Annotated in this window: 22 protein-coding genes; 16 read left to right on the top strand and 6 right to left on the bottom strand. The window is 73.4% G+C overall.

Going from position 1 to position 22,036, the window contains the following annotated elements; translation table 11 throughout:
- Positions 1-73: 73 nt before the first annotated feature.
- From LX83_RS32285 to LX83_RS32265, 5 genes are read left to right on the top strand one after another with little or no spacing between them, the layout of a single operon-like run.
- Positions 74-439 (top strand): GntR family transcriptional regulator, encoded by a 366-nt coding sequence (locus LX83_RS32285; protein ID WP_253778282.1) that lies wholly within the window; start codon positions 74-76, stop codon positions 437-439.
- Positions 436-1,317: an ABC transporter ATP-binding protein gene (locus LX83_RS32280; RefSeq protein WP_253778281.1), complete on the top strand. Its 882-nt coding sequence runs from the start codon at positions 436-438 to the stop codon at positions 1,315-1,317. Before LX83_RS32285 ends, LX83_RS32280 begins: the two co-directional genes overlap by 4 nt.
- On the top strand, positions 1,314-2,111 hold the full coding sequence (locus LX83_RS32275) for a hypothetical protein (RefSeq protein ID WP_253778279.1): 798 nt from the start codon (positions 1,314-1,316) through the stop codon (positions 2,109-2,111). Before LX83_RS32280 ends, LX83_RS32275 begins: the two co-directional genes overlap by 4 nt.
- Positions 2,112-2,149: 38 nt before the next feature.
- Positions 2,150-3,115 (top strand): ABC transporter ATP-binding protein, encoded by a 966-nt coding sequence (locus LX83_RS32270; protein WP_253778336.1) that lies wholly within the window; start codon positions 2,150-2,152, stop codon positions 3,113-3,115.
- 11 nt (positions 3,116-3,126) lie between these two features.
- Positions 3,127-3,864, top strand: coding sequence for an ABC transporter permease (locus LX83_RS32265; RefSeq protein WP_253778277.1), 738 nt, complete (start codon positions 3,127-3,129; stop codon positions 3,862-3,864).
- Between the two features lie 31 nt (positions 3,865-3,895).
- Here LX83_RS32265 and LX83_RS32260 read toward each other — a convergent pair whose 3' ends face one another.
- Together LX83_RS32260 and LX83_RS32255 are read right to left on the bottom strand one after the other, a co-directional pair.
- The gene (locus LX83_RS32260; RefSeq protein WP_253778275.1) at positions 3,896-5,062 is read right to left on the bottom strand and encodes a carboxylate-amine ligase; all 1,167 of its coding nucleotides are present in this window, start codon (positions 5,060-5,062) and stop codon (positions 3,896-3,898) included.
- 420 nt (positions 5,063-5,482) lie between these two features.
- Complete coding sequence (locus LX83_RS32255; RefSeq protein WP_253778273.1) at positions 5,483-6,640, bottom strand: lycopene cyclase family protein; 1,158 nt, start codon at positions 6,638-6,640, stop codon at positions 5,483-5,485.
- A 48-nt stretch (positions 6,641-6,688) separates the two neighbouring features.
- On the opposite strand from LX83_RS32255, the gene LX83_RS32250 reads away from it, so the two are divergent.
- Positions 6,689-8,260, top strand: a complete 1,572-nt coding sequence (locus LX83_RS32250; protein WP_253778271.1) for a deoxyguanosinetriphosphate triphosphohydrolase family protein — start codon at positions 6,689-6,691, stop codon at positions 8,258-8,260.
- Positions 8,261-8,348: 88 nt separating this feature from the next.
- On the opposite strand, the gene LX83_RS32245 is transcribed toward LX83_RS32250, so the two are convergent.
- Positions 8,349-9,341 carry a helix-turn-helix domain-containing protein gene (locus tag LX83_RS32245; protein WP_253778270.1) on the bottom strand — a complete coding sequence of 331 codons (993 nt, stop codon included), beginning with the start codon at positions 9,339-9,341 and terminating at the stop codon, positions 8,349-8,351.
- 221 nt (positions 9,342-9,562) lie between these two features.
- Between LX83_RS32245 and LX83_RS32240 the strand changes: the two genes are divergently transcribed.
- The 5 genes from LX83_RS32240 (at position 9,563) to LX83_RS32220 (ending at position 12,784) form a co-directional block, all read left to right on the top strand.
- The gene (locus LX83_RS32240) at positions 9,563-10,303 is read left to right on the top strand and encodes a hypothetical protein (protein WP_253778268.1); all 741 of its coding nucleotides are present in this window, start codon (positions 9,563-9,565) and stop codon (positions 10,301-10,303) included.
- A gap of 92 nt (positions 10,304-10,395) precedes the next feature.
- Entirely contained in the window at positions 10,396-11,103 is a 708-nt protein-coding gene (locus tag LX83_RS32235) for an acVLRF1 family peptidyl-tRNA hydrolase (RefSeq protein WP_253778266.1), read from the top strand.
- Positions 11,104-11,241: 138 nt separating this feature from the next.
- On the top strand, positions 11,242-11,652 hold the full coding sequence (locus LX83_RS32230) for a hypothetical protein (protein ID WP_253778342.1): 411 nt from the start codon (positions 11,242-11,244) through the stop codon (positions 11,650-11,652).
- A gap of 50 nt (positions 11,653-11,702) precedes the next feature.
- Positions 11,703-12,260 carry a SigE family RNA polymerase sigma factor gene (locus LX83_RS32225; RefSeq protein WP_253778264.1) on the top strand — a complete coding sequence of 186 codons (558 nt, stop codon included), beginning with the start codon at positions 11,703-11,705 and terminating at the stop codon, positions 12,258-12,260.
- A 5-nt stretch (positions 12,261-12,265) separates the two neighbouring features.
- Positions 12,266-12,784: a hypothetical protein gene (locus tag LX83_RS32220; protein WP_253778262.1), complete on the top strand. Its 519-nt coding sequence runs from the start codon at positions 12,266-12,268 to the stop codon at positions 12,782-12,784.
- 72 nt (positions 12,785-12,856) lie between these two features.
- Here LX83_RS32220 and LX83_RS32215 read toward each other — a convergent pair whose 3' ends face one another.
- Positions 12,857-13,678, bottom strand: a complete 822-nt coding sequence (locus tag LX83_RS32215) for an SDR family oxidoreductase (RefSeq protein ID WP_253778260.1) — start codon at positions 13,676-13,678, stop codon at positions 12,857-12,859.
- 205 nt (positions 13,679-13,883) lie between these two features.
- Here LX83_RS32215 and LX83_RS32210 point away from each other — a divergent pair, with 205 nt between their 5' ends.
- The 3 genes from LX83_RS32210 (at position 13,884) to LX83_RS32200 (ending at position 16,778) form a co-directional block, all read left to right on the top strand.
- The gene (locus LX83_RS32210; RefSeq protein ID WP_253778257.1) at positions 13,884-15,512 is read left to right on the top strand and encodes an ABC-F family ATP-binding cassette domain-containing protein; all 1,629 of its coding nucleotides are present in this window, start codon (positions 13,884-13,886) and stop codon (positions 15,510-15,512) included.
- Between the two features lie 175 nt (positions 15,513-15,687).
- Positions 15,688-15,897, top strand: a complete 210-nt coding sequence (locus tag LX83_RS32205) for a helix-turn-helix domain-containing protein (protein ID WP_253778255.1) — start codon at positions 15,688-15,690, stop codon at positions 15,895-15,897.
- 59 nt (positions 15,898-15,956) lie between these two features.
- Positions 15,957-16,778: an enoyl-CoA hydratase/isomerase family protein gene (locus LX83_RS32200; protein WP_253778253.1), complete on the top strand. Its 822-nt coding sequence runs from the start codon at positions 15,957-15,959 to the stop codon at positions 16,776-16,778.
- Between the two features lie 314 nt (positions 16,779-17,092).
- Here LX83_RS32200 and LX83_RS32195 read toward each other — a convergent pair whose 3' ends face one another.
- Together LX83_RS32195 and LX83_RS32190 are read right to left on the bottom strand one after the other, a co-directional pair.
- Positions 17,093-18,325 carry a leucine-rich repeat domain-containing protein gene (locus tag LX83_RS32195; protein ID WP_253778251.1) on the bottom strand — a complete coding sequence of 411 codons (1,233 nt, stop codon included), beginning with the start codon at positions 18,323-18,325 and terminating at the stop codon, positions 17,093-17,095.
- Positions 18,322-18,711, bottom strand: a complete 390-nt coding sequence (locus LX83_RS32190; RefSeq protein WP_253778249.1) for a MerR family transcriptional regulator — start codon at positions 18,709-18,711, stop codon at positions 18,322-18,324. The genes LX83_RS32195 and LX83_RS32190 overlap by 4 nt, the downstream gene beginning before the upstream one ends.
- A gap of 136 nt (positions 18,712-18,847) precedes the next feature.
- Here LX83_RS32190 and LX83_RS32185 point away from each other — a divergent pair, with 136 nt between their 5' ends.
- A complete protein-coding gene (locus tag LX83_RS32185) occupies positions 18,848-20,491 on the top strand; it encodes a hypothetical protein (RefSeq protein ID WP_253778247.1) in 1,644 nt (547 codons plus the stop codon).
- Positions 20,488-22,008, top strand: a complete 1,521-nt coding sequence (locus LX83_RS32180; protein ID WP_253778245.1) for a DUF2201 family putative metallopeptidase — start codon at positions 20,488-20,490, stop codon at positions 22,006-22,008. The genes LX83_RS32185 and LX83_RS32180 overlap by 4 nt, the downstream gene beginning before the upstream one ends.
- The last annotated feature ends 28 nt before the right edge of the window (positions 22,009-22,036 follow it).

Here is a 22,036-nt window from a genome sequence, read left to right as displayed (position 1 = left end):
ACCGCTCCTCGACACTCCGCTGGTCCTGTGGTTCACTAGTCGAGTAACGAACCAACAGACCAGGGGTGCTCTCGTGTTCGACGACCGGAGCCCGATCTACCAGCAGATCGCCGAGAAGATCAAAGAGGACATCCTGGCGGGCGTTCTTCAGGAAGACGAGAAAGTCATGTCGACGAACCAGTACTCGTCGTTCTACCGGATCAATCCCGCCACCGCGGCCAAGGGTTTCCAGCAGTTGCTGGAAGAAGGCATCCTCTACAAAAAACGGGGAATCGGAATGTTTGTCAGTCAGAACGCCAGGGAAACGCTGCGCCAGCAGCGCCGCGAGCGTTTCTTCGAGGAAGTCGTGGACGCCATGGTGGCCGAGGCGCGCATGATCGGCATCCCGCTCGCCGACGTCATCCGGCGCATCCAGGACGCCGACGGGGGGCGGTCGTGAGCCTGTCGGTCCACCTCCGCGACCTGTCCCTGCGCTACGGCGAGACCACCGCGCTCGACGGCCTGAGCCTGGAGTTGGCCGGCGGCAAGGTCTACGGCCTGCTCGGTCGCAACGGGTCCGGCAAGACCAGCCTGTTGTCGGTGCTGGCGGCGCGGCGCCGGGCCAGCGCGGGCACCGTGCTCGTCGACGGCGAGGACCCGTTCGAGAACACCCGGATCATGCGCCGGACCTGCTTCATCCGCGACGAGGTCGACGCCTACGAGCAGACCAGCGTCCGGCAGGCGCTGCGGTTCGCCGCGCGGCTGCGGCCGCACTGGGACGAGGACTACGCGCACCACCTCGTCGACACGTTCAAGCTGCCGGTGAAGAAGAAGGTCTCCGCGCTGTCCCGGGGCATGAAGTCCGCGCTGGGAATCACCCTCGGACTGGCCTGCCGGGCACCGCTGACGATTTTCGACGAATCCTACCTGGGAATGGACGCGCCGTCCCGCTACGCGTTCTACGACGAACTGCTGAGCGACTACGCGGAAAACCCGCGCACCATCATCCTGTCCACCCACTTGATCGAGGAGGTGAACTCGCTGTTCGAGGAGATCGTCATCCTCGACAACGGACGCCTGGTGCTGCACGAGGAGGTCGACACGCTGCGTGCCCGCGGGGTGTCGGTCACCGGTCCGGCCGAGGTCGTGGACCGCTTCACCGCCGGCCTGACCGTGCTCGGCGAGCAGCGGCTGGGCAACACCAAGGCGGTCACCGTGTACGAGCGGTTCGACGACGCCCGGCGCCGCGCGGCCAGGGCCGCCGGCCTGGAGTTGGGGGCGGTGCCCGTGCAGGACCTGTTCGTCCACCTCACCCGTCAGCCGGAGGCCCAGCGGTGACCAGCCACCACACCACCCAGGACAGCCCAGTTAGCGACGGCCCGGCCAGCGACGGCCGGGGCCGCACGGTCGCCGCCCTGCTGTGGGCCGGCCACCTGCGGCTGCTGCTGATCTTCTGGGCGATCGTCGTCGTCATCTTCGTCGCCCTCGGCGTCGGCCAGGCCGCCTTCGGCCAGCTCGACCGCAGCCTGTGGGAGATCGCCGGGCTCGGGGCGGCCAAGTACTTCCCGTTCGCCCTCGCCATCATGATCACCCCGCTCAACCTGTCGGTGTACGTGGCCCACGGCGTCACCCGGCGCGAGTTCTTCACCGGCGCCGCCCTGTTCGCCGGGCTGCTCGGCCTGGTCTTCGCGGTGGCGTTCACCCTCGGCTTCGCCGTCGAGCACCTCGCCTACACGGCCGCCGGCCTGCCCGAGGGGTTCACCGGCCCGCACCTGTTCACCTCCGGCGGCCAGGTGCACCTGGTGCTGGTGGAGGCGGTGCTGACCTTCACCGCGCACATCGCCAGCGGGTGGCTGATCGGCTCCGGCTACTACCGGTTCGGCGGCTGGCTCGGCACGCTGTTCCTCGTTCCCGCGCTGGTGCCGGCACTGGGCACGGACGTGCTGCTGGGGACCGGGTGGTTCCGCGCGGTCGGGACCGCGGTCGGCCTCGGTCAGCTGGCCATGCCCGCGGGGATCGCGCTGAGCGTGCTGCTGATCGCGGCGGCGGTGGCCGCCAACCAGCCACTGACCAGGAGCGTGGCCATCCGCCGCGGTCCCACCACCGGCCAGACCCAGTGGATCTTCCCGTGAGCACCGCAGCGGCCCAGGCGGGCGGAAAGGGCGGCGACATGCCCGTCATCGAGATCGAGAACCTGCACAAGCGCTACGGCCGACACGTGGCCGTGCACGACGTGTCCTTCACCGTGGAGCGCGGCGAGATCTTCGGCATCCTCGGCCCCAACGGCGCGGGCAAGACCACCACGGTCGAGTGCGCGCAGGGCCTGCGCACCCGCGACGGGGGCACGGTGCGCGTGCTGGGCAGCGACCCGGCCACCGACCGGCTCGCCGTCCGGCGCAAGGTGGGGGTCCAGTTGCAGGAGACCCAGCTGCCGGACCGGATGCGGGTGGCCGAGGCACTCGACCTGTACAGCTCGTTCTACCCGGACCCGGCGGACTGGCGGACCCTGCTGGCCGAGCTGGGCCTGGCCGACAAGGCCGACACCCCGTTCAAGAAGCTGTCCGGCGGCCAGAAGCAGCGGCTGTCCGTGGCACTGGCCCTGGTCGGCAACCCGGAGATCGCGATCCTGGACGAGCTGACCACCGGCATGGACCCGCAGGCCCGCCGGGACACCTGGCAGCTGGTCGAGGACATCCGGGCGCGCGGCGTGACCGTCCTGCTGGTCACCCACTTCATGGAGGAGGCCGAGCGGCTGTGCGACCGGCTCGCCCTCATCGACGCCGGCCGCGTGGTCGCGGTGGGCACCCCGGCCGGCCTGGTCGCCGAGGTCGACGCCGAACAGCGGGTGCGGTTCCGGCCGAGCGCGCCGCTGGACGACCGGCTGCTCACCGGCCTGCCCGAGGTCACCGGCGTGACCAGGACCGGAAACCAGGTGCTGGTGACCGGCACCGGAAACCTGCTGCACGCGCTCACCTCGGCGCTGGCCGCCCAGCGGATCACGGCCGTGGACCTGCGGGTGGAACAGGCCAGCCTGGAGGACGCGTTCGTGGCGCTCACCGGCCGCCACCCCGACCGGTCCCACCGGCCCGACCGGGCCGACCCGACGTCCGCCGCGGCCCAGCGGGCCCGGCAGTGAGGAGTCCTGTCATGCGCGGTCTGCCCAAACTCGCCGCCGTCGAGGCCAAGCTGTTCCTGCGCGAGGGCACCACCCTGGTCGTGGGGCTCGCGCTGCCGATCGTGCTGCTGGTGGTCTTCGGCAGCGTGCCGGCCATGCGCCAGGCACTGCCGGAGCTGGGCGGCAGCCGGATCATCGACGTCTACGCCCCGATCCTGGTCGGCCTAGCCGTGGCCAGCCTGTCGCTCACCGTGCTGCCCACCGGCCTGGCCACCTACCGGGACAAGGGGGTGCTGCGCCGGCTGGCCACCACGCCGGTCGGTCCGGGTAGCCTGCTCGGCGCCCAGCTGGTGGTCAACCTGGTGGCCACGCTGCTGGTCGTGGCGCTGCTGGTGGGCGTCGCCGCGATCGCCTTCGGGGTCCTCCCGCCCCGGCAGGTGATCGGGTTCGCGCTCACCCTGGTCCTGCTGGTCGGCTCGATGTTCGGGGTCGGCCTGGTGATCGCGGCGGTCGCGCCCACCGGTCGCGCGGCCAACGGCATCGGCATGCTGTGCTACTTCCCGATGCTGTTCGTCGCCGGCCTGTGGACGCCCGGCTCCACCCCGGACGTCGTGGCCCGCATCGGCGAGTTCACCCCGCTGGGCGCCGGCGTGGACGCACTGCACAGCACCTGGGCCGGTGCCTGGCCGGCACCGCTGCCCCTGCTGGTCATGGCCGCGTACGCGGTCGGCCTGGGCGTGCTGGCCGCGCGGCTGTTCCGGTGGGAGTGAGCCCAGGGCCGGAGGGAACAGCTGGGTCGGCTCAGCTGGGCCGGGCCAGGCCCGGAGCGGTCTGCTCCACCAGCAGGTCGACCACGTCGGTCAGCCGGCCCCGCCGCTGCAGGGCGCCGCGCTGGCGGGCCGCACCCGATCCCCCGGCGATCAGACGCTCGGCCGAGTCGGTGACCCACTCCAGGTCACCGTTGGCCTCCAGGCCGGGGCGCGCCCACACCAACAGGTGGTTGACCAGGGTGCTGGCCGGGACCAGCCGCTCGGACAGCGGGTCGAGCACCGTGCCCTCCATGCCGTAGCGGGCCGCCCGCCACATGGCCGCGCGCAGCACCTGCTGCGGCACCGGCACCGCGGGCACGCCGCCGACCAGGGCGGTGGCCGCGATCGCCCGCGCGACACCGGCCAGCAGCACGGCCTCGTCCACGGTGGCGGCGATGTCGAACACCCGCAGCTCCACGGTCGGGTACTTCGCCGACAGCCGCACATCCCAGTACAGCATCCCCTGGTCGATGGCCGCGCCGCTGTGCAGCAGGGTGCGCAGGGTGGTCTCGTAGTGGCTGGCCGACCGCAGCCACGGCGGCGGGCCGGCCGAGGGCCAGCGGTTCCACACCAGGTAGCGCCAACTCGCGTAGCGGGTGTCGCGTTCACTCCAGAACGGCGAGTTCGCACTCATCGCCAGCAGCAGCGGCAGCCAGGAACGCAGGTGGTTGCTGACCTGCACGCCCGACTCCGGGTCGGGCACGCCCACGTGCACGTGGCAGCCGCAGATGGTCTGCGTCTCGGCCAGTGCCCCGAAGCTCTCGGCGATGCGGTGGTAGCGGGTGGTGTTGGTCAGCGGCGCCGGATGGGCCCTGCCCAGCACGGGGGTGCCGGTGGCGACCGGGCGCACCCCGTGCCGCTGGGCGATCTCGGCCAGCGCGGTGCGCGAGCGCAGCAGGTGCTCGCGCAGGTCGGCCAGGGTGTGGCAGACCGGGCTGGCGGTCTCCACCTGGAACTGGACGATCTCCTCGCGCAGCTCCGGCAGGATGCCGGCGGCGTCGGCCAGCACCTGCGCGGCGACCGCGGCCAGCTCCCGGCTCCGCGTGTCGACCAGCAGGAACTCCTCCTCCACCCCGACGGTCATCGCCCCGACGGGAGGGGACACCTCCCTGGGTCGAGGAAGGGACTCACCGATGCCCACCAGATGCGCGTTGCCCACACCTGTTGATGGTGAGCCTTTTCGCTCGGTCGTGTCTCCCCCGGCAGGGGGGTTCCCGGAACTGCGCCCTGGTTTCCCGGGTCTGCGTTGCTGAGCGGCTGCTCCCGAGGACGCGGCCGGGCCGAGGGGTATGGGTGGTTCACTGGCGAGCTCACTCACGGCAACTCCCGCGTCCGCAGGGATGACCCGGCTGGTGCTGCTGCGATCGGTAATGATCGGAATGCTATGAGTAACGGCTGCCGTGGCGCTTCCTGCGTTGGAGGTAACTCGCCCGGATCGCGCGTCCCAGCCGGTCCGCACCCGGCTGCGCGCGGCGTTCGCGCGCTGCCCCGAACGAGCGGCCAGCGCGGGAAAACCCCTGATGACGGCTGTGCGCGCGGCTGGATGCGGCCGCGCCCCAGCCGGCAGGGGGACCCCAGTTCACCATCCGGGTGGTATCAGCCGGGCGCGCAGCCGCCACGGCGCTGCCCGGAACACCCCGAGCATGGCCCGGGCCGTGCCCGCCACGTCCTCGCGACCGCACAGGTAGGCCCGCTGCAGCGGCTCGGGCAGGGCGAAGAACAGCTCGAAGAACCGGGGCAGCGCGGCCGGGGGCAGCCCCAGCAGCACGGCCAGGCCCGCCCGGCGCAACCCGTGCACGGTGCGGGCGGCCGGTGACCAGACCGCGTGCCGGCCGGCCCGGCAGGCCGCGTCCGGTCCGGCGGGCAGGCCCTCGGCGATGGCGGCGGCCACGGCCGGCGCGGTGCGCAGCGCGGCGGCCACGCTGTAGCCGGTGGCCGGGTGCACCATGGCCGCGGCGGCGCCGAACGCCACCACCCGCCCCGGCCGGGGCAGCGGCAGGTCCAGCGGGATGCGCACGCGCTCGGCCACCGGCACCGGCGTGGCCGACCTGACCCCGTGGGCGGCCAGCCGCGCGGCCAGCCGGGCCCGCAGCACGGCCAGGGGCAGGCCGGGTCGCCGGGCCAGCGCGGTCTCCTCCAGCAGCACCTGCCCACCACCCAGCGGCAGGGCGTACAGGAACGTGGGGGTCTGGCCGGGGCCGCCGGCCGGCCGCCAGTCCATCACCACGGCCTCGTCCGGCCCGACCAGCCCGGCCACCTCGGCCAGCGGCAGCCGCACGCCGACCGCGGTCTGCTCGGCGCGCCCGGACCGGGGCGGCCGGCCCGACACCGCGCCCGCCCCACTGGTGTCGGCCACCACGGCGGCGGCCAGCCGAGCGCCGTCGGCCAACCGCAGCGTGGCGCCCCGGGGGCCGTGGCTGACGCCGACCGCGCGGCCAGCCCGCACGGTGATCCCGGGGTGCTGCAGCGCCGCGCGCAGGCCGGTGTTGTCCAGCACGGTGTACCCCCTGGTCAGCCAGTGCGCGCTGGTGGCGACCACCCGGGTGCGGCCGGGCCGGGCGGCCACCGCGGTGGCCGGCAGGTCGGCGGGCAGCTCGTCGGCCCAGGCACCGTAGGTGGCCGGCCACGGCCGCCACGGCGCCGGGTCGACCAGGGCGGTGTCCAGGCCGCGCCGGGCGCACGCGCCGGCCAGCGCCCAGCCGGCCGGGCCGGCGCCGACCACGAGGACGTCGAACACCCGCCGATCCCATCACGCCGCCGGCCGGCCGCTGCGTAGGGTCGAGTCATGAGTCAGCAGCACCTCGATCCCCGCGCGGCCCGCCGCTCGGGCGGGCCGGACGGCACCCCCGTGCCCAGCGCCCTGGTCGCCAACCCGTTCCGGGCCGACCGCGACCGGGTGGCCAGCTCCCCGTTCTTCGCCAGGCTGGCCGGGGTCACCCAGGTGGTGAGTTCCCCGGGCTCGGGACTGCTGCACAACCGGCTCACCCACAGCCTCAAGGTGGCCCAGGCGGCCAGGGCGATCGCCGAGCGGCTGGCCGGCGCCGCGGAGCTGGCCGGCGTGCTGGACAAGCTCGGCGGGTGCGACCCGGACGTGGTCGAGGCGGCCTCGCTCGCCCACGACCTCGGCCACCCGCCGTTCGGCCACCTCGGCGAGCAGGTGCTCGACCGGTTGGCCCGGCACCGGTTCGGACTGCCCGACGGCTTCGAGGGCAACGCCCAGTCCTTCCGCATCGTGACCACCACGGATGTGCGCGGTCCCGACGCGGCCGGCCTGGACCTGACCGTGGCGGTGCGGGCGGCCATGCTCAAGTACCCGTGGACCAGGCTGTCCTACCCGCGGCCGCACCCCCGCGCCATGCCGGTGCCGCCCAGGGGCGCCGGCGAGCCCGAGGACGCGGCGGGGACCGGGTCGGCGAAGTTCTCCGCCTACGTCAGCGAGTTGACCGACCTGATCCAGGCGCGGGCCCCGTTCGAGGGCCGGGTGGACAGCTGGCAGCAGACGGTGGAGGCGTCGGTGATGGACACCGCCGACGACATCGCCTACGCCATCCACGACCTGGAGGACTTCCACCGGGTCGGGGTGTTGCAGCACGCGCCCGTGTCGGCCGAACTCACCTCGTGGGAGCGCACCGCGACCGAGTTGGCCGCGCTCAGCGACGCGGACCTGGCCGCGCAGGCCCGGCGGCCCGGCCGGTCGCTGGAGATGCTGCGCCGCCGGCTGCACGCCAAGGACTCGTGGGCGGTCGACGACGACGCGTTCGCCGCCGCGGTGCGCGCGGTCCGGGCCGAACTGGTCGACGGCCTGCTCGCGGTGCCCTTCGACGGGTCGGTGGAAACCGAGCAGGCCGTGGCCGGGTTCTCGGCCCGCTGGACCGTCCGGCTGGTGGACGCGGTCCGGGTCGTCGACGATCCCTCGCCCCGCTCCGGGCACGTGGTCCTGGCCACCCAGCAGTGGCACGAGGTGCAGGTGCTGAAGTTCGTGCACCGCAGGTTCGTGCTGCTGCGCCCCGACCTGGCGCTGCACCAGCGCGGCCAGGCCCGGCTGCTGTCCAAGCTGGTTGACGCGCTGGAGCAGTGGCTGTCCGACCGCGCCGAGGCCGACCGGCTGCCGCGCCGCCTGCACGACCTGGTCGAGCTGGCCACCGCCGAGTACCAGGCGTTGGCGCGGGACGACCCGGCCGCCCTGGTGGGCGCCACCGGCGAGACGCCGCTGGGGCCGGACGCGGTCCGCAACCTGGCCAGGGGCCGGGCCGTGGTCGACTTCGTCGCCTCGCTGACCGACACCCAGGCCGCCGCCATGCTGGACGCGCTGTCCGGGCGGACCAGCCAACTGTGGACGGACACCTTCGTGCTCTGACCGCCGCTGCGCTGGTAGGTCGGCCACTGGCGGGTCGGCCGCGGCCCGGGCGTTCGGCAGGTCAGCCGCTGCCGCCGCGCTTGCCAGCTCAGTCGCGGCGCAGCCGGGCGGGCAGGTCCCAGCGGATGCCGAACACGCCGGGGCCGAACCCGAGCGCGACCGCGTGCACCCCGCCGGACCGGTCCAGGGTGAGGTTGCGCTGCCGGGCGGGCACCTCCTCGCCGGCCAGCATGCTGTACTGCTGGCAGCGCACCGGCAGCGCGGCCGGCGCGAACCTCACCTCCAGCACGTACTCGCGCACCGGCACCCGGAACTTGCGCGCCCAGCACTGGTTGCCCGCCGGGTAGGGCGGGCCGGGGTTGTCCAGCTGGTACTCCATGATCAGGGTCTCGCCCCTGGCCAGCGGGCGCTCGAACATCAACTCGGCGACCAGCATGTTGGTCGTGGGGTCGATGGCCGTGCGGCCGACGTGGCAGTTGCGCAGCGCGGTGAGCCGGGAGACCTCGGTGGCGCCCTCGGTCTCGAAGACCGCCACGTAGCGGTCTGGCCCGTCCTGCTCGGCGCGCAGGATCTGGGTGACCCGGGTGGACTTCATCCCGCCGTCCGAGGCCACCTCGCACCGGTCGTGCTGGCTGATCCGACCGAGCCGGCTGTCCGAGCTGGTGTCCACCTGGGCGAGCAGGCTGGCCACCCGCTCCGGGCAGTCCCACAGCGCGTCGATCGGCATCAGGCTGGACGGCCGGCACCGCCGCCCGCGCGGTCTGGGCGGCCCGAGCAGCGCGGACAGTCCCGACTGGGGCACCCCGAGCACCGCTTCCAGCTGCCGCAGCGCCTCCAGCGACTCCGGCCGCTCCGGGCGTCTGCGCCCGGACTGCCAGTAGCTCAGCGTGGCGACGCTGATGCTCACTCCGCGCAGCGCCAGCCGGTGCTGGACCCGGTCGAGGCTGAGTCTGCTCGCCTTGATCGCCGCGCGCAGTGCCTCTGGGAACGGCCCAGTGGTCAACAGTTGGGTCAGGTCGCCACGGCCCGGTGTGTCGATGTCCTCCACGGACGTGTTCGCTTGGCCGGCAGCGTTCGTCATGGTGACTCCCCGCTGTCACTAGATCACGCTTCAGTGACACTACTGTGCCCCTGCCGGTGCTTGATTGGGCCGAATGGAGTCAATAGCAGGGCTGGCCGGGTGAGTTTTCCCGGATATGGCGCTGTCCTGGCGTTCGGATATGGAGACGCACGCAGCAGTGGTGCACTCCACACCTGGCCACCACCGCACACCGTCACCCGAATGGCCCTACTGTGTTCCCGGTGACCGGTGGCCAGGAGGACGAGACAACAACGCTGGACGAGGCACCTGACCGGGCCCCGGCGGTGCGGCCACCGGACGTGCTGGCCGACCCCGAGGGGGAACCGCTGGCCGACGCGTCGGAGGAGGCGTTGGGCGACCCGCCGACCGACGCGGCGATCGATCCACCGGCGATCGATCCACCGGCGATCGATCCACCGGAGGAGGCGCTGGCCCAGGTGGCCGCCGCCGTGCTGGGCCCGGCCAGCCACCGCGTCGTTGACCTGCTCGACGTGGTGGAGGGGATGGTGGCCGCCCCGGTGGACGTGGTGCGCGCCGGCGACGACCTGCTGCCCCGGCTGGCGCACGAGAACGTCCTGGCCGACGCCCTGTCCTCGGCCAGGGAGGTGTTGCGGCCGGGCGGGCTGCTGGTGGCGGCCGTGCCCGAACTGGAGCGGCTGCGGCGGTTACGCCCGGTCGCGCCGCCGCCCAGGGTGACCGGGCACGGGGAGGACCGCCAGGTCACCGTGCAGCTGTGGGACTGGGCCGAGGACGGCGAGAGTTACGGGCTGGAGGTGCTGCAGCTCGTGCGCGAGCACGGCACCTGGGAGCTGGCCAGGACGGTGTCCACCGAGCACCGGGTGCTGTCCGCGGACCAGGTGGCCGACCTGCTCGACGAGGCCGGGTTCGTGGCGGTGCACCGGCTCACCCCGGCCGAGTCCGGGCACCCGCTGCCGGTGTGGGTGGCGGTGGCGCCCAGGTGAGGCCGCGCCGGCCGGGGCTGCCCGGCTGAAGCCGGCCCGACAGCGGGGTGGGCGGTGTGTTGCACTGGGGGCGTGCCAGGAGATGCGACGTGGTGACCCGGGTCAGGAGCGTGGCCGGCGGCGGCCGCGCCGTCGAGGTGGCGCCCGAGCGGGTGCCCGGGTGGTTCGACCGGTTCGCCCAGCGGCACGGCGGGGTCAGCGGCACCGTGGTCGAGGCGGACCGCGTGCGGGTCACCGCCTCGGACGGCGCGCACGCCGCGGTGGGTGTCCCGTTCGGACGGTTGACCGGGGGACTGGGGCGGTGGCCCGGCCTTGAGCTGGGCGCGCTGCTCGCGCACCTGGCCGCGCCCAGACGCGTCGGGCTGGTGCTGGTCCGGTTGGGCGGCCACAGCGTCGGCGTCGCCGAGAACGGCCGGGTGGTGGCCTCCACCACCGACCGGCGCCAGGTGCACGGACGCAACAAGGCCGGCGGCTGGTCGCAGCAGCGGTTCGCCCGCCGTCGGGAGGGCCAGGCCCGCCAGGCGCTCCAGGCCGCCGCCGACGACGTCGCCCGGGTGCTGCTGCCGCACGTGGCCGACCTGGACGCGGTGGTGCTGGGCGGGGACCGGCGCGCGCTGGACGAGGTGTGCGCCGACCGGCGGCTGGCCGCGCTGGTGGCCAAGGCCGAGCCCCGGGTGCTCGACATCGCCGAGCCGAGGCGCAGCGTGCTGGACGAGGCGGCGGCCAGGGCCTGGCACGTGGAGATCGTCGTGTCCGAGCCGCCCGAGGAGGCCGCGGACCGGGGCGAGGCACAGCCGTGAGCCGGCTGTGATCGGGATCACCGCCGATCGGGACAAGTGCTGTCAACCGGCCGAGCCGGTGGCCGCATGGATAGGGGTGAGCACGCCGGGCAGGAGACGCCGGCGGGCTCGCCACCTGTCCGAAACCCGAGGAGCCCCATGCGTAAGCGTCTGATCCTGTCCGCCGGTGCCATCGTGCTCGGCGCTCTTGGCGTTGCCGTGCCCGCGCTGGCCGCCAGCGGGTCCGGCTCCGCGCCGGCCACCGGCCCGGCCAGCACCGCGGTGCAGGTGCCGTCGCACCCCGCCGGTGAGCCGTCGACGAGCGCCCCGGCGGAGACGAGCCGGCCGGCGCAGGAGCCGTCGACCAGTGCTCCGGCGGAGACGAGCCGGCCGGCGCAGGAGCCGACCAGCCAGCCGGCGGAGCCCAGCCGGCCGGCGTACGAGCCGTCGACCAGCTTCCGGCCGGCCGAGACGAGCCGGCCGGCGCAGGAGCCGTCGACCAGTCAGCCGGCGGAGCCCAGTCACCCGGCGCAGGAGCCGTCGACCAGCTTCCGGCCGGCCAACCGCTGACCAGCCCGTCGTACCCACCAACGCCCACCACAACCGGAGGCAGCAACTCCGTGACGAGTTCGCGGTCTCCCGCGCCCACCGCTGGCCAGCGCCAGCGGTGGGACGGGGAGTTCAGCCAGTACTTCACGCAGCGGGCCGAGTCCGTGCGGTTCACCGCCTACCTGCTGTGCGGCGACTGGCACCACGCCGAGGACATCACCCAGGCCGCGTTCCTCAAGCTCTACCTGGCCTGGCCGAAACTGGTCAGGCGGGACGAGCTGGACGCCTACACGCGGCGGGTTGTGGTGCGCACCTTCCTCGCCGAGCGCCGCCGGCCGTGGCGCCGGGAACGGGCGGTGGAGCGACCGCCCGACGCGGTCACCGTCGAGCACTCCGGCACCGAGGACCGGATGCTGCTCTGGCAGGCGCTGGCCGCGGTGTCCGCCAGACAGCGGGCCGTGCTGGTGCTGCGCTACTGGAACGATCTCGACGTCGCCGAGACCGCGGCGGCGCTCGGCTGCTCACCCGGCACGGTCAAGACGCAGTGCGCCCGGGGGCTGGCCGCGCTGCGGCAGCGGCTCGGTCCGCAGTTCGCCGAACAGCTCGGCCTCGATCTGCACGGGAGGTGACCGACATGCGTGAAGAGGACGACCTGCGGGCGACCTTCGCCCACCTCAGCGCCCAGCCAACGCCACCTCTGGCGTTCGACGCCGCCACGATCGTCCACAGGGGACAGAAAGTGCGGCGGCGCCGTCGGCGGCTTGCCGTCGCCGGCAGTGGCCTGGCCACGGTGGTGCTGGCGACCGCGATGACCGTCGCGCTGTCGGCCCAGCGCGCCGCCGACCCCGACCCGGGGCCGCTGGTTCCCGCCGATCCGCCGTCGACCAGCCAGTCGACGACCGGGCCGGGGCCCAGCTCGACCAGTGCGACCAGCTCGGCCAGTTCGACCAGCTCGGCCAGTTCGACCACGGGCGGCAGCAGACCGGCCAGCGAGCCGGGGTCGGCATCGGTGCCCCCGGTGGAGGCGGGATCGTGGGCGAGCACCGGGGGGCAGACGCAGGGGTCCAGCTCCGCGCCACCCCATCGGCAGGGGAGCACGAACACCGACAGCGAGCCCATGAGCAGCCCGGCGTCCGGTTCGGCCGGGCGCTGACCCCGGCACCGGCAGCCGGGGCGGTGGGACGCCGGTAGGCGGATCGGCCCGTCCCACCCCCGCCGGCGCTGGTCAGCCCAGTCCGCCGGTGGCCAGCAGGCCGCCGTCCACCCGGACGGTCTCGCCGGTGATCCACCCGGCCGCGTCCGACACCAGGAACGCCACCAGCGCGGCGACGTCCTCCGGGCGGCCGAGCCGCTTCATCGGGTACACCTGGGCGGACTCGTCCTCCCGCCCGGTGTAGAGGGCCTCGGCGAACCTGGTCTTGACCACGGCCGGGGCCACCGCGTTGACCCGCACCGCGGGGCCGAGCTGCCAGGCCAGCTCCTCGGTGAGCCGGATCAGGGCGGCCTTGCTGGCGCCGTAGGCGGCGATCGCCCCGGTCGAGCGCAGGCCGGCGACCGAGGCGATGTTGACCACCGAGCCGCCGTGCTCGGCCATCCACGCCTTCCAGGCCAGCTGGACGAAGCCCAGCGCGCCCACCACGTTGACGTCGAAGATCTTGCGCACCGCGGCCAGGTCGGCGTCGGGCAGGAAGCCGAACACCGGGTTGATGCCGGTGTTGTTGACCAGGATGTCCAGTCGGCCGAAGGTGTCCACGACGCGCTGCACGGCCACGGCCCGGTCCTCGTCGCTGCCGCTGTTGGCGGGCACCGCGAGCACGCGGTCCGCGCCCACACCGGCGGCGGCCACCAGCTGCTCGGCGGCCTGGGTGACGGCCTCGGGCTTGCGGGAGGTGATGGCCACCCGCGCGCCCCGGGCCAGCAGTTCCGCGGCGATGGCGTGGCCGATGCCACGGCTGGCTCCGGTGACCAGGGCGGCGCGGCCGGTGAGGTCGGTTCCGGCGGGCCCGCTGGGCGGGGACTGTCCCGCTTCGGGGTTCGGTGAGGTCATGACCGCACTGTAAGGCGCGTCACCGAGCAGCGGTTACTGGCGGGTAGGAAACGGGTCCTCGGCGGCGGACGGGAAAAGCGCTGGACACGATCACGTAGACTGGCCCGGTGGTCATCATCTCGGACTAGGTCGCGCTCGGGCTCGTTGGCACCGGTCAACGGGCGGACGACCCCTGCACGGACCACGTCTTCCCTGGAGTTTCCTGGTGATCACTGCGACTGACCTGGAGCTGCGTGCCGGCTCCCGCATCCTGTTGTCCGAAGCCACCCTGCGCGTGCAGCCCGGTGACCGGATCGGCCTGGTGGGCCGCAACGGCGCCGGCAAGACCACCACCCTGCGGGTGCTGGCCGGCGAGGGCCACCCGTACTCCGGCGAGGTCCGGCGCGCCAGCGAACTGGGCTACCTGCCCCAGGACCCGCGCGAGGGCGACCTGTCGGTGGCCGCCAAGGACCGCGTGCTCTCCGCCCGGGGGTTGGACGAGCTGCTGCGGGAGATGGAGAAGGCCCAGTCGGCCATGGCCGAGCTGGTCGACGACCGCCAGCGGGACAACGCGGTGCGCAAGTACGGCCGGCTGGAGGAGCGCTTCGCCGCGCTGGGCGGCTACGCGGCCGAGAGCGAGGCCGCCCGGATCTGCGCCAACCTGGGCCTGGCCGACCGGGTGCTCGCCCAGCCGCTGCGCACCCTGTCCGGTGGCCAGCGCCGGCGGGTGGAGCTGGCCCGGATCCTGTTCGCCGCCTCCGAGGCCGGCGCCGGTGGCAAGTCCAGCACCACGCTGCTGCTGGACGAGCCCACCAACCACCTGGACGCCGACTCGATCGGCTGGCTGCGCGGGTTCCTCAAGACCCACGACGGCGGGCTCGTGGTGATCAGCCACGACGTGGAGCTGCTCGCGGACGTGGTGAACAAGGTGTGGTTCCTGGACGCCACCCGGGGCGAGGTCGACATCTACAACATGGGCTGGCAGCGCTACCTGGACGCGCGGGCCGCCGACGAGAAGCGCCGCCGCCGGGAGCGGGCCAACGCCGAGAAGAAGGCGTCCGCGCTGATGGCCCAGGCCGACAAGATGCGGGCCAAGGCCACCAAGGCGGTGGCCGCGCAGAACATGGCCCGGCGCGCGGAGAAGCTGCTGTCCGGCCTGGACGAGACGCGGCAGGCGGACAAGGTGGCCAAGATCCGCTTCCCCGACCCGGCCCCGTGCGGGCGCACCCCGCTGACCGCCGAGGGGCTGTCCAAGAGCTACGGCTCGCTGGAGATCTTCAGCGGCGTGGACCTGGCCATCGACCGGGGCTCGCGGGTGGTGGTGCTCGGGCTCAACGGTGCCGGCAAGACCACGCTGCTGCGCCTGCTCGGCGGCATGGAGAAGGCCGACTCGGGCCAGGTCCAGGCCGGCCACGGGCTCCGGATCGGCTACTACGCCCAGGAGCACGAGACACTCGACCACCAGGCCAGCGTCTGGGACAACATCCGGCACGCCGCGCCGGACACCCCCGAGCAGCAGCTGCGGTCGCTGCTCGGCACGTTCCTGTTCACCGGCGAGCAGCTGGACCAGCCGGCCGGCACGCTGTCCGGCGGCGAGAAGACCCGGCTCGCCCTGGCCGGTCTGGTCTCCAGCGCGGCCAACGTGCTGCTGCTGGACGAGCCCACCAACAACCTCGACCCGGCCAGCCGGGAGCAGGTGCTGGACGCGCTGCGCCGCTACCAGGGCGCCGTGGTGTTGGTCACGCACGACCCGGGCGCGGTCGAGGCGCTGGAACCCGAGCGGGTGATCCTGCTCCCGGACGGTACCGAGGACCACTGGTCAGCGGACTACCTGGAACTGGTTCAGTTGGCCTGATTCGGCTCCGCCGAACGAGAATTTCTGCTATTGGAACCCCGGAACCGAGGGTGACAATACGACAACGTGCCGATCATTTTGCTTGATCACCTGGCGTTCCCGGCTTTCGTGTTCGATCATTGCGACGACAGGGGCCGCACACGGCTCGACCTGCTTGGACGGAAGGCGGGACAAGGTGGCTGACCTGAAGAAGGGCGCTCGAATCACCGGCGCCACACGGGACAAGCTGGCCGCTGATCTTAAGAAGAAGTATGAGAAGGGCGCCAGCATTCGAGCACTCGCCGAAGCGACGGGTCGCTCCTATGGCTTCGTCCACCGCGTGCTGTCGGAGTCGGGCGTGCAGTTGCGCGGGCGTGGCGGTGCCACACGTACGAAGAAGAAGTAAGCTACTCTCCGGTAACAGTGGCTCGCCCCGCCGGGGCGGCAGCACATCCGGAGGTCGCGGTGCCAGCTTCAGAGATCGTTGACGCTGGCCTGTTGGAACGTGGTGGGGTCCGGCTCGCCGTGGACGGCGCCCGGGCCACGATCACGCTGCACCGTCCGGACGTGCTCAACGCGCAGACGCCCAGCACCTGGCGCGCGTTGAGCGCGATCGGACACGGGTTGCCCCCGGACGTCCGCGTGGTGGTCGTCCGGGGAACCGGTCGGTCGTTCTCGGCCGGCCTGGACCGCCGGTTGTTCAGCGCGGACGGCGTGGACGGCGAACCGAGCCTGCTCGCCCTGGCCGGTGAGCCGGCCGAGCGCGCCGACGCCCGGATCGCCGAGTACCAGCAGGCGTTCGCCTGGCTGCGCGACCCGGGCCGGGTGACGGTGGCGGCCGTGCAGGGGCACGCCGTCGGCGCGGGCTTCCAGCTCGCGCTGGCCTGTGACCTGCGGGTGCTGGCCGAGGACGCCCAGCTGTGCATGGCTGAGCCCAGCCTGGGCCTGGTGCCCGACCTGGGCGGCACCCAGCCGCTGGTGCACTGCGTGGGCTACGCGCGTGCCGTGGAGATCTGCCTGACCTCGCGCCGGGTTCCGGCGGACGAGGCACTGCGCATCGGCCTGGCCAACCAGGTGGTCGCGGTGGCGGAACTCGACGCCGCGGTGGACGCGCTGGTCGAGCGACTGCTGCGGCCGCCGGCCGGAGCGGTGCGGGAGACCCTGGGCCTGCTGGCCGGTGCCGCACAGGCGACCAGTGCCGCCGAGCAGCTGGCCGCCGAGCGCGCGGCCCAGTTGCGGCGCCTCGCCGAGCTGATCGCGCCGACCGCGCCGACCGCGTCGCGCTGACGCCGGCCTGCCCGGCGTGATGGGACGCCGCGGTGATGGGACGCTGTGGTGATCGGACGCCGCGGTGATCGGAGCCCGTGGTGATCGGTCGCGGCGGTGATCGGATGCCAGCCCAGAAAATGATCTTGACCGCGGGGCGGGCGGCCCCGGGAAAGCAATGCGCTGCCCAGCGGGCGGAAACCAAGATCAATTCTTCGCTGTTTTGCGGCGGTTGTTGAGTTGAATCACCGACCCGGGCGGTCACGATCGATCCAGTCGGTTACGGGTGAAGTGGCCGCGGTTAGGCGAGTTGCCCGATCCCGCGACTCCCGGCACTAGAGCAACACCACGCAACCGCGGCTTCGCAGTCGGGTGACCGCCGCCGGCAAACCGTCGAACTTGTTCCACCGCAGATCGAGTTTGGCCAGCCGGGGCAGCTCGGCCAGGGCGTCCGGCAGCGCGCGCAGCCGGTTGGCCCGCAGGTCCAGGTGCCGCAGCTCGGTCAGTCCCCCGATCGAGTCGGGCAGGCACTCCAGGGCGTTGTCCCGCAGGTCCAGCACGGCCAACCGGGACAGGCCGCCGACGCTGTCCGGCAGCCGGGTGATCCGGTTGCCGCGCAGGTGCAGCTCGGTGAGCTGGCGCAGCTCGCCCACGGCCGGGGGCAGGCCGGTGAGGGCGTTGTTCATCGCGTGCAGCTCCCGCAGCTCACCCAGGCGCGCCAGGCTGTCCGGCAGCCGGGTCAGCCGGTTGTCGTAGACGCGGAGTTCCCGCAGCGCGGCCATCCCGCCCAGGCTCTCGGGCAGCTCGGTCAGGCGGTTGTCGGTGACGTTGAGGTAGGCCAGCCGGGTCAACCGGCCCAGCACGGCCGGCACCGAGGTGAGCCGGTTGTCGCTCAGGTACAGGTAGTCGGTGAGGCCGGTCAGCTCACCCAGGGCCGAGGGCACCTCGGTGAGCGCGTTGTGGCCCACGTCCAGCATGCGCAACCCGGTGAGCCGGCCCACGGCCTCGGGCAGCTCCCGCAGGCCGTTCTCGGCCAGGTTCAGCGAGCGCAGCCCGGTCAGCTCCCACAGGGCCGCCGGCACCGACGTCAGCTGGTTGCCGCCCAGGGCCAGGTGTTCCAGCGCGCGCAGCCGACCCACCCAGTCCGGCACCGCGGTGAGCTGGTTGCCGTAGCAGAACAGGGTGCGCAGCCCGGTCAGCTCGCCGAGCCCGTCGGGCAGCCGGGTCAGCGCGTTGCCGTCGACGTGCAGGGCGCGCAGCGCCCGCAGGGTGCCGATCCACTCCGGCAGCGCGCGCAGCCGGTTGCCGTCCAGCCACAGCTCGGCCAGTTCGGGCAGCCCGGCCAGCCACGGCGGCAGGCTGGTCAACTCGTTCCAGGCCAGGTCGACGCGGCGCAGCTGGCGCGGCTCGCCCGCGCTCGCCGGCCAGGCGGGCAGCGCGGTCAGGCCGGCGGAGCGGGCCACCAGCGCCACCGGCCGCCCGCCCTCGACCACCACGGAGTTCGGTGGCAGCGGGTTCGGTGGCAGCGGGTTCGGTGAAGCTGGACTCGCCTGGTGCGGTCCGCTCACCGGCCAGCCGCCTCGGCCGCCTTGTCCTGGGTGGAGCCGCCGGCCAGCTGACGCCACTCGGCGGCCAGCCGCTCCCGGGTGTCGGTGAGGTCGGCGATCTGCTGGTCCAGCGCGGCGAGCCGGCCGGCGATGGCACGGGACGCGTCGGGGCAGAGCCCCTCAGCGGTGACGTCCTCGGTCAGGCAGGGCGTGAACGCCCGGACGCTCTGCGCGGTGAAACCGACCGCGAGCAGCCGGCGGATGTTGCGCACCAGCGTCACGGCCCGCTCGTCGTAGTCCCGGTAGCCGTTGGCCGACCGGCGCGCGTGCAGCAGGCCCTGTTGCTCGTAGTAGCGCAGTGCGCGAACCGTGGTACCCGCGGCCCGCGCCAACTCCCCGCTCCGCATCCTCGACCTCCACCTCGGCCACCGACGTCGCGCCGAGGCTAACCCAGGGCCGCTCGATTGTCGGTGCCCCGTGACATCCTGCGACGCGATCAGGAAAGCCGATCCCGGCGAGCGACGAGGAGAGGATGGCGGGGGCATGCCATGGCTGCGGATGCTGCTGGAGTTCGCCGAGCGGGCCGATGTCGAGGCGTTGCTGGAGCGTGCGCCCAGCCTGCTCGACCCGATCCGGGTCGACATCCGGCGGGACGGCCGGCGGCTGCTCGTCGGTGACCGGAAAGGACTGTCCACACTGTGCTGGGGGCTGGGGCGGACGGTCGTCGCGGACGACCTGCTGCACCGGGTCGGCACGGCCAGGGCGGTGCTGGAACTGGCGCACCAGCGCCGGGCGGCCAGTGGGCGGGAACGGGCGGAGTGGCAGGTGTTCCGCGCCCGGCTGGGCGAGCTGCTGGCCGAGAAGGTCGGCGCGGACATGGCGGTGTGGCGGGTGCTGCGCCAGCGGATGCCCCGGTTCCGGGGCAGCGTGGCCGAACTCGTCGACGAGGCCGTGCGGCGCGCCGGCAAGGGCGAGGGCGGCGGTCCGGAGTGGCCCGAGGCGGCCGGGTTGCCGGCGGTCACCGCGCGGACGGGGCTGAAGGGCTCCCGGGCCGCGTTGCTGACCCTGCTCGACGCCGCGCCGGCCGAGGTGCAGCGCGCACTACTGTCGCATGTGGACGATCAGAGCGCGCACGACCTGTTGGCCGAGGGGCACTACCGGCCCGAGTGGCTGGACTGGGCGTTGACCGGACAGCGCCGGGACCGGGTGCTGTTGGCCCGCAACTGGGAGCTGCCCGCACCCGCCATCGCCGCCCTGGCCGAACTGGACGATCCCTCGGTCAACGCCGGCCTGCTCTACCAGCGCGGCCTCTCCCGCGACCAGCGCAACAAGCTGCTGGTCGGCGTGCCCTTCGGCGGGGCGGCCACCGGGCGGCTGCCCCTCGACGACGAACTGCGCGCCGCGCTGTTGACGCCAGTGAACTGGCGGTGGCTGCTGCCGGTGGTCGGCTGCGGCGACCCGGAGCTGGTGGAGCTTTTCTTCCGCTCGGTGCGGCTCAACCCCCGCAACCTCCAGCTGCGGCTGGTGCTCGGGGTGTGGGAGCGCAACGGTCGCGACGCGCTGGTCGAGCGGCTGGACCAGTGGGTGCCCGACTGGTTCCAGGACAAGGTGCGCGAGCTGGTCACCGGGCTGCTGGCCGAGCCGGACGCCGATGCCGCGCTGGCGAAGTTCCGCGCGGTGGTGGACGAGGCCGAGTCGGCGCGGCGGTTCGTGCGGCGCTACCGGGTCAGCAGCCGGGACATCGAGCGGACCCTGGCCGAGGGGTTCGACCTCGACTGGGACGTGCTGCTCACGGCGCACCGCCGCACCCCGTTCACCGGAGCCGACCTGATCGAGTTGGCCGGACTCGACGGCTGCCCGGACCAGATCCGCGCGCAGGCCGAGGACGAGCGGTTGCGCGCCGCGCTGGAGGGCGCACTGCACTACTCGTTTCCGTTCACCATCCGCGAGCGGCTGCGGGCACTCGCCGCTGAGGGCGCGGCCGAACTGGTGCGCCTGGGCCACCCGGCCAGGTACGTGCTGCAGGCCGCACTGGACCACCCGGGTGCCCGGGCGGAGCTGGACGAGCTGGTGCGCAAGCACCTGACCGGCAACCCGGAGGCATGGCTGCTGCTGACGCGGATGGGCCCCGACTTCGCCGGCACCGTGCCGGAGCTGCTGGAAACCGCGTCGGTGGCCATGTCATGACCACTCGGCAGCGGAAGGAACCAGCGGGCGACAGCCCCGGGCGGCGGCCCCGGCGGCGGGCCTCGGCCAGGGTGGCGGGTGGCGGCCGGCACGTGGCGGCGCGGCCGGCCGTCGATCTCACCGACCGGCAGGCGCTGCTGGCCTGCCAGCCCGACGATCCCGCCGTGGTCGAGCAGGCCCGCCAGTTGAAGGACGCGGCCCTACTGGACTTCGGGGTGCGCGACAGCGTGGTGGTGTCCTGGCTGTACGCCAAGTGCCACCACCAGATCCCGACCACCGCGGTGGCCACCGCGGCCGTGGTCGCCGCCGGTGACGGGAGCTGCCTGCTGCTCTACAACCCGGAGTTCTTCGTCCAGATCGGACTCGCCGGCGTGAAGTTCGTGCTGTTCCACGAGGTGCGGCACCTGGTGCACCGGCACCTCTACATCGACGAGGAGTTGCGCGCCGACCCGGTCTTCGACCTGGCCGCCGAGGTGAGCATCAACCACGTCGTGCTGACCCGGCTGGGGCGCAAGGACCTGCCGACCAGGGTGGCCGGTCCGGGCGGCAAGCCCGAGCCGGTGGGCGTGGATCCCCGCGCGGTGTACCGCCGGTACCGGGCCGACCTGGCCCAGCAGCAGCTGACCCCACTGTCCTATGCGGACTTCGTCGCCACCGATCTCGGTGTCTACCACGAACTCAAGCGGATGAGCACACCGCTGGTGGCGCCGGCCGACGCCTGCGTCCACCTGGTGGCCGCGGACGGGGCCGAGCGCGGGGGCGGGGTGCCGGCGGACCCGGAGACCGTGGCGCTGGTCGTCGAGGCCACCATGGCCGAGGCCGTGCGTGCCGCCCACCGGGGCAACGGCGTGGCGCGCGGGGAGATGCTCGACCTGCTCGACCGGTCCGAGGGCGGCGGTGAGCGGATCAGCCGGCTGTGGGGTTCCCTCGGGGTGGGCGCGCTGCGCGGCGAGACACCGAAGACCCGGCGGGTGGAGTGGTGGAAGCGCTGGCTGGCCGACACCCTGGCCAGCAAGCTGCGCGACGGCACCCGCCTGGTCTACCCGAAGAAGCAGGGCGCGGTGCTGCTGGCGCTGGGCCACGACCCGATGCTGTCCCGGCGCGGCCAGGAGCGGACCAAGGTCGTGCTCATCGCGCTGGACACCTCCGGGTCCATGCCCGATGCCGTGGTGGAGTGGCTGACCAGCCTGGTCGGCCAGACCGACGGCGTGGAGAGCCACTGGGTGAGCTTCGACGGCGTGGTGATGCCGTTCGTGCCGGGCGAGCGGGTGCACGGTGGCGGCGGCACGAACTTCCAGAACGTGGTGGACTACGCCGAGGGCCGGCTGCCGGTCAACGGGCGGCGCTTCGAGGAGCGCCCGGACGCCGTGATCATGGTGACCGACGGCTACGCCGCCGAGGTCACCCCGGCCGACCCGGACCGGTGGATCTGGCTGATCACCGACGGCGGCGACGACTGGCCCGACCGGCACCACCCGCCCATGGCCTGTCACCGGGTGCACACCGGCGAGCGGTAGCCCCAGCACGAGTTGGCGGCGGAGCAGG

Source organism: Goodfellowiella coeruleoviolacea (assembly GCF_024171785.1).
GTDB lineage: Bacteria > Actinomycetota > Actinomycetes > Mycobacteriales > Pseudonocardiaceae > Goodfellowiella > Goodfellowiella coeruleoviolacea.
This window is presented reverse-complemented; position numbering and strand designations above follow the sequence as displayed.

What these genes read in the sequence shown, in the direction of transcription:
- LX83_RS32270 (WP_253778336.1), top strand. Translation starts at nt 2,150, where the DNA reads ATGCCCGTCATCGAGATCGAGAACCTGCACAAGCGCTACGGCCGACAC.
- LX83_RS32265 (WP_253778277.1), top strand. Translation starts at nt 3,127, where the DNA reads ATGCGCGGTCTGCCCAAACTCGCCGCCGTCGAGGCCAAGCTGTTCCTG.
- LX83_RS32250 (WP_253778271.1), top strand. Translation starts at nt 6,689, where the DNA reads ATGAGTCAGCAGCACCTCGATCCCCGCGCGGCCCGCCGCTCGGGCGGG.
- LX83_RS32245 (WP_253778270.1), bottom strand. Translation starts at nt 9,341, where the DNA reads ATGACGAACGCTGCCGGCCAAGCGAACACGTCCGTGGAGGACATCGAC.
- LX83_RS32230 (WP_253778342.1), top strand. Translation starts at nt 11,242, where the DNA reads ATGCGTAAGCGTCTGATCCTGTCCGCCGGTGCCATCGTGCTCGGCGCT.
- LX83_RS32220 (WP_253778262.1), top strand. Translation starts at nt 12,266, where the DNA reads ATGCGTGAAGAGGACGACCTGCGGGCGACCTTCGCCCACCTCAGCGCC.
- LX83_RS32215 (WP_253778260.1), bottom strand. Translation starts at nt 13,678, where the DNA reads ATGACCTCACCGAACCCCGAAGCGGGACAGTCCCCGCCCAGCGGGCCC.
- LX83_RS32190 (WP_253778249.1), bottom strand. Translation starts at nt 18,711, where the DNA reads ATGCGGAGCGGGGAGTTGGCGCGGGCCGCGGGTACCACGGTTCGCGCA.
- LX83_RS32185 (WP_253778247.1), top strand. Translation starts at nt 18,848, where the DNA reads ATGCCATGGCTGCGGATGCTGCTGGAGTTCGCCGAGCGGGCCGATGTC.
- LX83_RS32180 (WP_253778245.1), top strand. Translation starts at nt 20,488, where the DNA reads ATGACCACTCGGCAGCGGAAGGAACCAGCGGGCGACAGCCCCGGGCGG.